At 31.5% G+C, this 14,051-nt stretch carries 11 protein-coding genes; 9 read left to right on the forward strand and 2 right to left on the reverse strand.

Features of this window, described 5'->3' with window-relative positions:
• The 9 genes from I6U51_RS18315 to I6U51_RS18355 all read left to right on the forward strand — a co-directional run.
• On the forward strand, positions 1–316 hold a 316-nt coding region (locus tag I6U51_RS18315), incomplete at its 5' end, for a substrate-binding domain-containing protein (RefSeq protein ID WP_343069721.1).
• An 88-nt stretch (positions 317–404) separates the two neighbouring features.
• Positions 405–1,634, forward strand: coding sequence for a molybdopterin-binding protein (locus I6U51_RS18320; protein WP_211144015.1), 1,230 nt, complete (start codon positions 405–407; stop codon positions 1,632–1,634).
• Positions 1,635–1,710: 76 nt separating this feature from the next.
• Positions 1,711–3,609, forward strand: coding sequence for a molybdopterin biosynthesis protein (locus I6U51_RS18325; protein WP_211144016.1), 1,899 nt, complete (start codon positions 1,711–1,713; stop codon positions 3,607–3,609).
• A 26-nt stretch (positions 3,610–3,635) separates the two neighbouring features.
• Positions 3,636–4,595 (forward strand): GTP 3',8-cyclase MoaA, encoded by a 960-nt coding sequence (gene moaA, locus I6U51_RS18330; protein WP_211144017.1) that lies wholly within the window; start codon positions 3,636–3,638, stop codon positions 4,593–4,595.
• A 21-nt stretch (positions 4,596–4,616) separates the two neighbouring features.
• Positions 4,617–6,212: a sigma-54-dependent Fis family transcriptional regulator gene (locus I6U51_RS18335; protein WP_211144018.1), complete on the forward strand. Its 1,596-nt coding sequence runs from the start codon at positions 4,617–4,619 to the stop codon at positions 6,210–6,212.
• A gap of 205 nt (positions 6,213–6,417) precedes the next feature.
• Positions 6,418–8,238: an aldehyde ferredoxin oxidoreductase family protein gene (locus tag I6U51_RS18340; RefSeq protein WP_211144019.1), complete on the forward strand. Its 1,821-nt coding sequence runs from the start codon at positions 6,418–6,420 to the stop codon at positions 8,236–8,238.
• Positions 8,239–8,608: 370 nt separating this feature from the next.
• Complete coding sequence (locus I6U51_RS18345) at positions 8,609–8,833, forward strand: MoaD/ThiS family protein (RefSeq protein WP_211144020.1); 225 nt, start codon at positions 8,609–8,611, stop codon at positions 8,831–8,833.
• A 1-nt stretch (position 8,834) separates the two neighbouring features.
• A complete protein-coding gene (locus I6U51_RS18350) occupies positions 8,835–9,518 on the forward strand; it encodes a HesA/MoeB/ThiF family protein (protein WP_211144021.1) in 684 nt (227 codons plus the stop codon).
• A 188-nt stretch (positions 9,519–9,706) separates the two neighbouring features.
• Positions 9,707–10,243 carry a protein kinase family protein gene (locus tag I6U51_RS18355; protein ID WP_211144022.1) on the forward strand — a complete coding sequence of 179 codons (537 nt, stop codon included), beginning with the start codon at positions 9,707–9,709 and terminating at the stop codon, positions 10,241–10,243.
• A 59-nt stretch (positions 10,244–10,302) separates the two neighbouring features.
• Here the strand turns inward: I6U51_RS18355 and I6U51_RS18360 are convergent, their stop codons facing one another.
• Complete coding sequence (locus I6U51_RS18360; protein WP_211144023.1) at positions 10,303–11,115, reverse strand: lecithin retinol acyltransferase family protein; 813 nt, start codon at positions 11,113–11,115, stop codon at positions 10,303–10,305.
• Positions 11,116–11,221: 106 nt separating this feature from the next.
• A complete protein-coding gene (locus tag I6U51_RS18365; RefSeq protein ID WP_211144024.1) occupies positions 11,222–13,894 on the reverse strand; it encodes a PAS domain S-box protein in 2,673 nt (890 codons plus the stop codon).
• Between the last annotated feature and the right edge of the window lie 157 nt (positions 13,895–14,051).

The following is a 14,051-nucleotide window of genomic DNA, read 5'->3' on the forward strand; positions in this document are numbered from 1 at the left end:
TTATATTTCAGCAGGAAAGGGAATGGGAGCAGTACTTCAAATGGCAAAAGAAAAGAATGCATATACCCTAACAGATAGAGCTACATATTTATCAATGAAGGACAAGCTTGATTTAATAATTATGACAGAGAAAAATGATAAGTTATACAATCAGTATGGTGTAATAAAGTTAAACCCTGAGAAACATAAAATAAAGGAAAAAGAAGCAGATGAATTTATAACATGGATACTATCAGATAAAACTCAAAAGCTTATTAGTGAGTTTGGAAAAGATAAATTTAATCAATCATTATTTATTCCAAACGCTAAAAAGTAGTTATAGTTGAACCTGTGGCATTATTAAAGGTATGCCCAGGTTCATATTAAAATATAGCTAAATAATATAAAAGTTAGGAGTGATAAAGGTGGACTTATTTAATGTGGTTTCTGTTAACAAAGCGCAGAATATTTTAAATGAGAATTTTTATTATAAATTAGAAAAAGAAGAAATTAATTTAGAAAAGGCTATTGGAAGAATAATCTATGAGGATATTATATCAAAAGTAAATGTTCCTGAATTTAGAAGATCAACAGTGGATGGCTATGCGGTAAATTGCAGGGATGTAGCTGGAGCTAGCGAATCTATGCCAGCTATGCTTAATTTAAAGGGAGAGGTTCTAATGGGTGAATTAGCTGGCCACAGCATAGATTTACCAGGAGAGTGTGTTTATGTCCCAACGGGAGGTATGATTCCTGATGGGGCAGATGCGGTAGTTATGATAGAATACACGGAAAAGTTGGATGAGGAAACAATACTCATAAATTCAGCTTGTGCTAATGGTGATAATGTAGTACAAATTGGTGATGACATATCTATTGATGAAGTTGTCATAAAAAAAGGAACAAAATTAAGACCATATGAAATAGGTGTTTTATCAAGCTTAGGATTTACAGAAATTCCTGTATTTAGAAAACCAAAAGTAGGTATAATCTCAACTGGAGATGAAATTGTTGGTATAAATGAAATACCAAAACTAGGACAAGTAAGAGATATAAATACCTATTTGCTTTACTCATCTATATTGAAAGATGAAGCAGAGCCAATAAATTATGGAGTAGTTAAAGACGAGTATGAATTGCTAAAAAGTACGGTAGATAAGGCTTTAAAGCAATGTGATATGGTTTTGATATCAGGGGGAAGTTCTGTGGGAGTAAAAGATCAAACTATAGAGGTAATAGATTCATTTCAAGAATCAGAAGTGCTAGTACATGGAATTGCCGTTAAACCAGGTAAACCAACAATAATTTCAAAGGTATGCGGAAAAGCTGTTTTTGGTCTGCCTGGTCATCCACTTTCTTGTGCTATTATATACCAGATCATTGTAAAAAACTTTATTAACAAATTACAAAATAATATAGATAAAGAGTATCCAGTTCAGTGTAGCTTTTCAATAAACTATCACAAGGCCAAAGGAAGGGAAGAATATCTGCCAGTAGTGTTAAAAAATGTGGATAATAAATTTATAGCTGATCCGATATTTTCGAAGTCAGGCCTTATTACAGGATTTTCAAAAGCTTATGGATATATAAAAATAGATAAAAACATAGAAGGATTAAGAGAGGGAGAAAAGGTTTTAGTTTACAAATTTAACTAAGATATCTGAAAGAAAATTGTTAGTATACTGATCAGGTATTTTCTTGAAGATGTCTCAATAAGAATGGGGGATTACCGTGGGTCAAAATTTATATTTATCAAATTATGAACTTAATGAAGCAATAAAAATATTATTTGAAAAAATCGAAGAAAAAGGTTCTTACGAGGAAATAGATACGGAAAAAACTTGTGGAAGAATCACATGGGAGCCAATATACTCTGTAATATCATCACCTTTTTATAATTGCTCAGCTATGGATGGTATTGCTTTAAAGTCAGAAAGCACATATGGGGCCTCTGAAAAGAATCAAGTTGAACTCAAAGAGGGAGAAGACTATATTGTTGTCGATACGGGAGATCCAATACCTAGAGAGTATGATTGCGTAATTATGGTAGAAGATTTAATTGGAAATAAGGAGAGTAGCGTAAAAATATATAAAAGTGCAGTAGCATGGCAAAATATAAGGCCCTTAGGAGAAGATATAGTTGAAAATCAACTTATAATTCCTTCTAATCACAAAATCCGTCCTGTAGATATAGGTGCAATGCTTGCAGGAGGAGTAAATAAGGTTAAAGTCTACAAAAGTCCAGTTGTAGGTATTATTCCTACCGGTACGGAACTAGTAGAACCAGGTAGTGACTTAAAAGTAGGAGATATTATAGATTTTAATTCAAGAGTATTTTCTGCACAAGTTCTAGAGTTTGGAGGAGTTCCAAAAAGGTATGGAATATTAAAAGATGATTATGAGCTTATAAAGAATACTTTAATAAAAGCAGTAGAAGAATGCGATATAGTACTTATAAATGCTGGTTCTTCAGCTGGAAGAGAGGACTATACAGCAGATGTAATTAGAGAATTGGGTGAAGTTTTTATACATGGTGTGGCAATTAAACCAGGAAAGCCCGTGATAATGGGAAAAGTTAAAGGCAAGGCTGTAATCGGAATACCAGGATATCCTGTGTCAGCATATTTTGTTATGGAGTCTGTAGTAAAAAAACTTATTGAACAGTATATTGGTTTTGAAGGAAAAGAGTTAAAAAAGGTAAATGCTATAATATCAAGGAGAGTTATGTCCTCTTTAAAATATCATGAATTTGTAAGAATAAAGTTAGGATATGTAGGAAATAAGCTTATAGCAACTCCATTAACTAGAGGAGCAGGTGCTACTATGTCATTGGTTAGAGCTGATGGAATCCTTGAAGTTCCGCAAAGTGTAGAAGGTATTGAAGCTGGCAAACAAGTAGAGGTTAAGCTCTTAAAAGAGGAAGAAGATATTAGAAACACTATTGTATGTATAGGAAGCCATGACCCAATAATAGATATATTATCTGATTTAATACATGTTAAGAAAAAAGATTACTATTTATCATCAGCACATGTTGGAAGTATGGGAGGAATAATGGCATTAAGAAATGGAGAAACACATATAGCACCTATTCATTTGCTAGATATGGAGAATGGAGAGTATAATACATCCTATATAAGAAAATATTTATCAGACAAAAATATAAAGTTAATAAAGTGTGTAAAGAGAATTCAAGGATTGATGGTTCAAAAGGGAAATCCTTTAAATATAAATTCAATTAAGGATATAGCAGAAAAAAATTATAGATTTGTAAATAGACAAAGAGGAGCTGGCACAAGGTTATTATTAGATTATAACTTAAAAAAGTTAAATATAAATCCTAAGGAGATTATAGGATATGAGAGAGAGGAATATACTCACTTATCAGTAGCTGCGGCGGTTAGAAGTGGTGATGCAGACTGCGGACTTGGAGTTTACTCAGCAGCTAAGATGATGAATTTAGGTTTCATACCTATTTGTAATGAGGAGTACGATTTAGCTATCCCTCATGAATATCTAGAACTAGATATAATTAAAGGATTATTAGAGATTATGAAAAACAAGGAGTTTTTAAAGGAACTAGAAAAATTAGGGGGATATGAATATTCGGAAGTTGGTACTATAATATAATTAAATAAATAGAAGGGAGCTTGAAAATGAATGATAGATACGGGAGAAGCATAGATTATCTTAGGGTTTCTCTTACAGATAGGTGTAATTTAAGGTGTATATACTGTATGCCTGAAGAAGGAGTATACAAAAAATCACATGAAGAAATATTGAGATTTGAGGAAATTTTAAAGATTGTAAATGCCGCTGCCCTTCTTGGTGTAAAAAAGATAAGATATACAGGAGGAGAGCTCTTAATATTAAAGGGAATAGAAGAGTTAATAGAAAAAACTTCAAAAGTACCCGGAATTAAAGATATAGCTATAACTACTAATGGAATTTTGCTTGAGGATTTAGCGGATAAATTAAAGGAGTCAGGTTTAAGTAGAGTGAATATAAGTCTTGATACTTTAAAGGAAGATAAATTTAAGCAGATTACTAGAGGTGGAGATATAAATAAAGTTTTAAGAGCTATACAAAAATGTATAAGCATTGGACTTACACCTGTAAAAATAAATACAGTACTTATAAAAGGAATTAATGACGATGAAATTTCTGACTTTATTAATCTTACAAGAGAACTTCCAGTAGAAATTAGATTTATAGAGCTTATGCCAATTGGACAAGGCGAAAAGCTTTATGAAAAAGGATTTATGTCATCTGGTGAAGTTATAGCTAGATTTCCAGAGTTAATGCCTCTAGAAACAAATAAAAGTAGTACAGCATCCTTATATAAAATGAAAAATTCTAAGGGAAAAGTTGGATTTATAAGTCCTTTAAGTTGTAAGTTCTGCACAAGTTGTAATAGAATACGACTTACATCTATGGGAACTATAAAGCCTTGTCTTCACTCAGCTAATGAGTTGAATATAAAAGAGTATCTGAATAATGAAGTTTTGCTTACATCAGCACTGAAAGAGGTTATATATAATAAGCCTTCACAACATAACTTAGAATGTGATAAAAAAAGCAGCAGTAATAAAATGATGTATCAAATAGGAGGGTAACTGTACTTTAGAAGGAGGATTATGTTGGAAGTAAGAAAAGAAAGTCAAAAATCATATGTTTATGAATCCCACAAAAGATGTATTAACAAGGGAATAGACTCTAATATTATATTTAGCAGAAAAATACTGCATGGGAAAGATTTTGAGGAGAAGTTGAATCATAATAAAGAACTAATACTAAATGCTACTCCTTTTATAGATGAGTTATATAATTTTGTTAAGGGATCAAATTTTTTTGCTATATTAACTGACGGAGAAGGATGTATATTAAACGTTATTGGTGATGAAGGGATATTGTCTGATGCCTTTAAATTTAAAATGATACCCGGTGCATATATGGATGAGGCGCATATTGGTACTAACGCTATGAGCCTAGTTTTAACTGAAAAAGTGCCAGTGCAAGTATCGGCAAATGAGCATTATATCAAGGCTTACCACAAGTGGACTTGTTCCGCTGCGCCTATAAAAGATGACGTTGGAAATATTATGGGAGTATTGAATTTAACTGGCTACAGTGAATTTGTTCATTCTCATACATTGGGCATGGTGGTTGCAGCCGCAAAAGCTATCGAGAGAATGATAGAAAATAATAAGAAAGCAGCATATAAAAAATCCAGAAGACTTGCAGATAGAATACTTTCCTGTAAGGCCATATATACTTTCAATAAGATTATTGGTCAGAATGAGAAATTTATTCAAATAATTGAATATGCTAAGAAGATTTCAGATAGTAAATCTACTATTTTAATAACCGGAGAAAGCGGAACTGGTAAGGAAGTTTTTGCTCAATCCATTCACAATCACAGCGATAGACATAATGAAACCTTTGTGGCAGTAAATTGCGGAGCGATTCCTAGAAATTTAATAGAATCTGAACTTTTTGGTTATGAAGAAGGGGCTTTTACTGGGGCTAAAAGAGGTGGATATGCAGGTAAGTTTGAAATTGCTGACGGGGGAACTATTTTTCTAGATGAAATTGGTGAGATGCCTCTTGATATGCAAATTAAGCTTTTGAGAGTAATTGAAGAAGGCATAATAAATAAGATTGGAAGTTCAAAACAGATTCCTGTGAATGTTAGAATTATTGCAGCTACAAATAAGGACTTAAGAAGTGAAGCGGAAAAAGGAAGCTTTAGGAAAGATTTGTATTATAGACTAAATGTTCTTCCGGTACATCTTCCGCCTTTGAGAGAAAGAAGAGATGATATACCACTATTAATTAATTATTTTATGAAAAAGGCATCAAAACACTTAGAGAAGAATATAGTTGAGATAACTGATAGTCAATTAGAGTATTTTATCAACTATAATTGGCCGGGAAATATAAGAGAGCTGGAAAATATAGTTGAATTAATCATCAATACAGAATCTGTACCAATAGACCTTTTAGCAAAGAATACTTCATCAGAAATATTTGAAAGCAATATACCGGATGAGTGTTTAAGGCTAGAATATATGGAAAGACAGCATATTATAAAAGTATTAAAAAGATATAATGGAAATATAGCTGCCGCTGCTAAATCATTAGGCATTGGAAGAAATACACTATATAGAAAAATGAATAATTATTCTATAGATTGTTCTGTTTTAGAACGAAATTCCAAAATGGAACAATAATAATCCTCTTATGTGCTCTGTTTTGGAACAAAGTCTCTGAATTTTATAGAGGCTTTGTTTTTTTGTTCAAATTATTATTTGAATAATTCAAGCATAGACTTAAATATAGGTTAAATACAGGGAAAAGCTTATTATGTTTTAGTTTTGGCATAGTAATTGCTTATATATAAATATGAAATATCTATGTACAAGGGGGATTTACAATATGTTCGGTTATAATGGAAAAGTTTTAAGAATTAATTTAAGTGACAAAACTTTCAAGCTTGAGGTTTTAGACATTGATAAAGCTAAAAAATATTTAGGTGCTAGAGGTTTAGGGGTAAAAACATTATTTGATGAAGTAGACCCTAAGATAGATCCACTTTCACCAGATAACAAATTTATTGTTGCTACAGGTCCACTTACAGGAACACCAGTACCAACAAGCGGAAGATTTATGGTAATAACTAAGTCACCTTTAACAGGAACTATCGCCATAGCTAATTCAGGAGGAAAATGGGGAGCAGAACTTAAGGCAGCTGGTTATGACATGCTTATAGTAGAAGGAAAGTCAGACACTCCGGTATATGTAAATATAGTAGATGATAAAGTTGAATTCAAAGATGCTTCAAATGTTTGGGGAAAACTTGTTTTAGAAACTACAACTATGCTTCAGAACGAAACTGACAGTAAGGCTAAGGTTTTATGTATAGGACCTGCTGGAGAAAAATTATCACCTATGGCGGCAATTATGAATGACGTTGATAGAGCAGCTGGACGTGGTGGAGTTGGAGCAGTTATGGGCTCTAAGAACCTAAAGGCTATAGTTGTAAAAGGAAGTGGAAAGGTTCAATTATTTGATGAGGAAGCAGTTAAGAAGGTTGCTTCTGAAAAAATAGGAATCTTAAGAAAAGACCCTGTAGCAGGTACTGGTCTTCCAACATACGGAAGTGCAGTATTAGTTAATATCATTAATGAGAATGGAATACATCCAGTTAGAAACTTCCAAGAAGCATATACAGAAAATGCAGATATGATTAGTGGAGAAACTCTAACTAAGGATTGTTTAGTTAGAAAAAATCCTTGTTATAGATGTCCAATAGCATGTGGAAGATGGGTAAAACTTGATGATGGAACTGAGTGTGGAGGACCTGAGTATGAAACATTATGGTCTTATGGATCAGATTGTGATGTATATGATATAAATGCTGTTAACAGAGCAAATATGCTATGTAATGAATATGGATTAGATACAATTTCAGCAGGAGCGACTATTGCAGCAGCAATGGAACTTTATCAAAGAGGATATATCAACGATGATGAACTATCTGCAGATGGTATATCATTAAAGTGGGGAGATGCTAATGCTATAGTAGAATGGACTAAAAAGATGGGAGAAAGAGAAGGTTTTGGTGATAAGTTAGCTGAAGGTTCATATAGATTGTGTTCAAGCTACGGAGCTCCTGAGCTTTCAATGACAGTTAAGAAACAAGAGCTTCCAGCTTATGACCCTAGAGGTTGTCAAGGACACGGAATAACTTATGCCGTTAATAACAGAGGAGGCTGCCATATTAAAGGTTATATGATAAGCCCTGAAATACTAGGATATCCAGAAAAACTTGATAGGTTCTCATTGGAAGGAAAAGCAGCTTACGCTAGAGTATTCCATGACTTAACAGCAGTTATAGATGCGCTTGGATTATGTATATTTACAACTTTTGGGCTTGGTGCTCAAGACTTTGTAGATATGTATAATGCTGTAGTAGGAGGAGAGCTTCATGATGTTAATTCATTAATGATGGCAGGAGATAGAATTTGGACACTAGAAAAATTATATAATTTAGCTGCAGGAATAGATAGTAAGCAGGATACTCTTCCTAAGAGGCTATTAGAAGAGGAAATTCCAGATGGACCTTCAAAGGGATATGTTCACAAATTAGATGTTCTTCTTCCTGAATACTACTCAGTAAGAGGATGGGATGAAAATGGTATTCCTACAGCAGAAACTCTTAAAAAGCTTGGACTTGATGAATATATAAAAGCATAATATAGGGTTTCTAAATTCAAGGTTAACTTATACACTTTTTAGAGGACAATTGACAGAGGACAGAGGACAATGAAGGTGAGTTTTCTTCCTTGCGTCAGAAAACTAATTTATTTTTTCAGGCTTGTCTTGCTAAAGCAAAATATCACTAACTTAAGCAGAGAACCCAAATCTTTGATTTGGTGATAGTCGCTTACACAGCGTGCTGATTTGGAGTGAATCGCTTACACAGAGTGTACTCCTGCGAAACAAAAGAGCAGGAGTTTCTTTTAAATTTAAAGATTTTTCGAAGTGTAGCGTAGAAAAATTCTCCTGCATTGTCCTCTGTCAATTGTCCATTGTCAATTATTTATCCATTTTAGGAGGTGATAAGGTGAAAATCGAAGTAAGGCTATTTGCAACATTTAGAGAAGGAAGAGAAAAAAAATACTTTTTAGAACTTGAAGAAAATATAACTCCAAAAGATATTCTTGATATACTTAAAATAAGTTCAGAAGAGGTTGCTATATTATTAATTAATGGAATTGATGGTCAGTTAAATAAACCTCTTAAAGACAAGGATGTCTTATCATTATTTCCACCAGTAGGAGGGGGTTAACTTGGAGAGATATAGCAGAAATATGCAAACTCTATCCTCTGAAGAAAATGATAAATTAGAGAATTATAAAGCATGTGTGATAGGATGTGGAGGATTAGGTGGATATGTAATCGAGATGTTAGGTAGAATTGGAGTAGGATACATTACTGCAGTAGATGGAGATGTATTTCAAGAATCTAATCTAAATAGGCAAATCTTATCTGATATTCATTCGCTAGGCAAAAGTAAATCTATTGTTGCTAAGAAGAGGATGATGAATATCAATCCACTAATAGAGGTCAATGCTATAAATGAATTTCTTACTAAAGAGAACTATTTTGAGATTTTAAATGGACATGATATTATAGTTGATGCATTAGATAGTATAGATGCAAGACTTATGCTACAAGATGCCTGTGAAGAATTGAACATTCCACTAGTATCTGGGGCTATAGCTGGTTGGTATGGTCACGTAACTACGGTATATCCGGGAGACAAAACCTTAAATATTATATATGGAAAAAAAGTAGGAAAAGGCGTTGAAGCAAAATTAGGTAATCCATCTTTTACACCAGCTCTTGTAGCTTCAATTGAAGTAAGTGAAGTTATAAAAGTGTTAATAGGAAGAGGAGAGCTGCTTAGAAAAAGGATATTATTTATAGATACATTAAATCAAGATTATGAAGTAATTGAATATCAAAGATAAATGCATAGATGAACAGTTCATCTATGCATTTATTTTTTATTGGATTTCTCTAGAATAATAAGTGGGAAAATATCACACTTTTCCATAAATGCCAGTATAGTAATAAATAAGTACGCTTTAGTATCAAATTTTTAGATTATATACTAAAAATGTTACAAGCAATGGCAGATATAAAAAGGGGGACATTCATGAATAAATTCGATATATATGAAAAAATGGACCTAAATAAATGTAAGTACTTAGGAAGAGGTAGAAATGGAAAAGTATATCTACTGCCAGATGGAAAAACGGTGATTAAAATATGTATGATAGAGAGAAGTTGTATTGATGAATACAAGGTTTTAAAAGCAGCGGAAGGGAGTAAATATTTCCCTAAAGTCTACGGAAGATTTGGGAAAATTATGTTTAGAGAATATGTTGGAGGGGAAAAGCTTCCTGTATATTTGAGGAAAAATAAACTAAGCAGAGAACTAGCAATAAGTTTAATTGGACTTATTGAAGAATTTAAAAGACTTGGTTTTAGAAGATTAGACATAAGAGGAGAACATATATATGTACAGAAGGATGAGAGTGTAGTAGTAATAGATCCAGCAGGGCAAATAATAATGTCAGCTCGTTATCCAGAATCTATGATTAAAGAACTTAGAAGACAAAAATGTGCAAAGAGATTTTATGAAATATTAAAAGAAGTAAGGCCAGATTTGTATAAGCAGTGGAAAAGATAGAAGTTAAAGTTGGCAGCACAAATAATTAGTTATTTGTGCTGCTAAAAATAGCTTTGGGTTTACTGTAAACTAAGGCCTAGGGACATAAATTCTCTTATAACTTGTATTTGGTCTTTAGGTACATTAGTAACTTGAAAAGATTTGCTGTCATCAGTTTTGCACCAAACTACAAAATCCTCGCAGTTGTTTTGGAGAAGATCGTAACTTTTTTCCCCTAACCTTTCCTTTGATCTTTTAATAGATTCATCAGGACTAAACTTAGAATAACCTTTTAGATCTAATACAAAATATTTACCATCAACAAAATACTTGTTCATATCTGTTTCCATAATTTCAGTATCTTCTGCTTTACCAGTATTGCTCCAATAGTGGATTACTTTGTTATTACCTAAATATAAACCATAGTGATCATATTTATACCCCATAAATTCTCCAGAAACTCCTACAATATCTCCAATTTGGGCTTTCCTTTTTACTTTTACAGGGGCTTGTCTAACATCTTTTGTAACTTTAAATCTTACAACTTTTTTATTTTTAAGCTCAAAGTTTTCAAAATGAATCTTAGGAGAAACAGTTATGGAATAATTTTCATTAAGAGAATATCCATCAATAGGTGGATTTATAATAATACTTTTCTTATCGGTACCTAAAAATACATAGGAGTCAACAGAATTACCATCCTTATCTTTTATAATAATGTTTTCTTTTGTAGTATTATCAAAAACAATAGGATAATCAAATGTTATTCTAAATTGTTTATATTGAGATACCTCCAAAGGTTTTATATCAGCAGGATAAAATTTATAAATACAATAAAAAGTTATTATTAGCATAAATAAAAATGGAATTACTTTAAAAGGCTTCTTTATCATTCCGACCTCCGTACATAAATAAGTTATAAAATAGTTTAACATAATAATTATAATAAAGACAATAAACAGCTATTTGCAATTTTTCAAATAGCTGTTTTAAAATCTATTAATTTAAATATTTATCAAGTATATCATATAGATACTGAAAATCAATCGGTTTAGCTAAATAGTCATCCATACCTACAGATATAAACTTTTCTTTATCTCCGGACATAGCATAAGCAGTCATGGCAATAATAGGGGTATGTTTTTTTAATAAATCTTCACTATCACGAATTACTCTTGTAGCATTTACTCCATTTAGCTTTGGCATTTGAATATCCATAAGTATTAAATCAACTTTATTTTCATTAAATAATTTTATAGCTTCATTTCCATCAGAAGCAATTAGATAATTATAACCTTTTTTATATAATAAAGTTGAAATAAATCTCTGGTTTACCTCATTGTCATCTGCTATTAAAATAGTTTTACTATATACATTTTTTGATCCTAAACCTGGAGTGTTTTCTGATTGATTAAAAATGTGAGCAGGTGTATCAATATTTTTAGAGCAACTAGCTTGTTTAGAATCATCAACAGGTAAAAACTCTGCGGTAAAGTAAAAGCAGCTTCCATGGTCCTCTTTACTATTGACCCATATATCTCCATTCATCATCCCTACTAGGTGTTTACATATAGCTAGTCCAAGACCTGTTCCTCCATATTTTTTTGTATATGAATCATCCACTTGGCTAAAGGTTTTAAAGAGTCTATCCATTTTATCATCAGGTATTCCTATCCCTGTATCAGATACAGAAAATTGTACCTTTACTTTTCCAGTAGGACTAGGAATATGCTTAGCACAAACAATAATGCTTCCTCTATCAGTAAACTTAAGAGCATTGGTCAAAAGGTTCATTAAAATTTGATTTAATCTCAATGGATCACCAATTAGAGAACCTTTTGTTAAAGTTGGCTCCACAAAATATATAAATTCTAGATATTTTTTATTTGCAAGAATTGAGAAGTTTTTAACTAATTTATTTATAGTTTCTTCCAGATTAAAAGGAACCAAATCTAATTTAAATTTTCCAGACTCTATTTTAGAAATATCTAGTACATCATTAATTATGTCTAACAGATGCTGAGATGAAGTTTTAACTACATTTAAGTATTCTGTTTGTTCTTCTGTAAGATCAGTCATTAAAGATAACTCTGTCATTCCCATAATACCATTTATAGGAGTTCTTATTTCATGACTCATATTTGCAAGAAATCTACTTTTTGCAATACTAGCTTCTTCAGCAGCAATTTTTGCTTTTCTTAGCTCCTCTTCATTTTCCATTCGCTTGGTAATATCTCTTCCAATAGAGTAAACTACTTTATCTTCCTTTACTATAAAAGAGCTCCACTCTATCCATTTATAGTTACCATCTTTACAGGTATATCTATTTCTATATGTGATTCTGCCTGTTTCTAATAGTGAATTAATAGCATTAAAGGTCGCATCAAAATCATCAATATGTAGAAAGTTAGCAAAGTTTTTGTGTGAAAACTCCTCTTTACTCCAACCTAAAATCTTTTCTACAGCTGCACTAACTTCTAAAAAGTTACCTTTGAAATCTAAAATACAGAAAATGTCGTCAGATAAACTAGTGAAATTTCCAACCATTTTTTCTATAGTTTTGACTTTGGTAATATCTTGCACCTGAGCTAGTATAGATGTTATATCTCCATACTCGTTTAAAATAGGAGTAATCAGCATATCAAAATAACATATTTCATTTTCAGAATCTAAATAAGTTTTATTTGACTTAAGATTATATCTGCAGACTAGTCTTGATATTTTTTTACTCTTTACCTTATCTTTTATTCTATTTGGAATATATGGTGATTCGAAAAAATTATCGTATTTAAAGTCAGAAATAGTATTTATTTTAAACATATTGCAAAAGGACTTATTTGCAGAAAGCGTATTCCCATTAGAGTCAAATATTTCTATGCCTATAGGAGATTGTTCATATATATTTCTAAACCTTTTTTCACTATCGTATAACTTTTCCGTAAGCATCTTATTTTCAGTTATATCCCTAGAGATAGTACATGAACCTATTACTTCTCCCTTATAATTTCTTAATGGAGATACATTTACAGACAAAAATATTTCTTCGCCGTTTTTACATAGTCTTTTAACTTCATAATTTTTAATTTCTTCACCAGACTTAAGTGTATCTAACATTTCTCTAATATTTTTTCCACTTCTATCGTTATCAAGTATTGATAAGTTTTTACCTATTATTTCGCTTTGAGTATATCCATAAATTTTTTCAGCAGCTCTATTCCAACTTATTACAACACCATCTACATCTTGGCCAATTATAGCGTTTTCAGAAGAATCCTCAATAGCTGTCAATAATAGAGCCTTTTTAATATATTCATCTTTTTCAAGGTGATAATTTAACAATAGAATTATATCATCTTTTGTTCTTATAAATTCGCCATTAAATTTCCATTTTATATTTTTAATTTTTATTTCATTTTGAAATGCGTAATTAGATATACTGTGTTTTTGGAAATGATTAAAGTTATCCTCAATAAACCATAATATATCATTGACTTTGCGACCAACAATCGATAAACTTTCATCCATGTATATGCTAGTAAACATTTCAACTGCTGGAGGAGTAACAGCCTTAACTTGATTGTTAGTGTCAATCAGAATAAATGGTACTCCAATATTAGAAAGAAAGTGTAAACATTTGTATATATTTTCACTGCTTTTAAATAAGTTTTCCATAGTCTAATATAAAATAGCTTTTGCTATTTTAATAATTCACCTCTTTTCTGAAAAAGATTATTAGTTAAAATAATAACTATAATTATCCATCTTAAGTATATTACTTTAAAAAACCTTATTCAATAATAAGTTACTTATAACAAAAAAACAGTATATG

Origin of the sequence: Clostridium aciditolerans (genome assembly GCF_016316925.1) — a bacterium.
GTDB lineage: Bacteria > Bacillota > Clostridia > Clostridiales > Clostridiaceae > Clostridium_AM > Clostridium_AM aciditolerans.

Bases quoted from the DNA above. Each gene is read 5' to 3' on its own strand.
- I6U51_RS18335 (WP_211144018.1), top strand. From the start codon at position 4,617: ATGTTGGAAGTAAGAAAAGAAAGTCAAAAATCATATGTTTATGAATCC.
- I6U51_RS18355 (WP_211144022.1), top strand. From the start codon at position 9,707: ATGAATAAATTCGATATATATGAAAAAATGGACCTAAATAAATGTAAG.
- moaA (WP_211144017.1), top strand. From the start codon at position 3,636: ATGAATGATAGATACGGGAGAAGCATAGATTATCTTAGGGTTTCTCTT.
- I6U51_RS18365 (WP_211144024.1), bottom strand. From the start codon at position 13,894: ATGGAAAACTTATTTAAAAGCAGTGAAAATATATACAAATGTTTACAC.
- I6U51_RS18340 (WP_211144019.1), top strand. From the start codon at position 6,418: ATGTTCGGTTATAATGGAAAAGTTTTAAGAATTAATTTAAGTGACAAA.
- I6U51_RS18360 (WP_211144023.1), bottom strand. From the start codon at position 11,115: ATGATAAAGAAGCCTTTTAAAGTAATTCCATTTTTATTTATGCTAATA.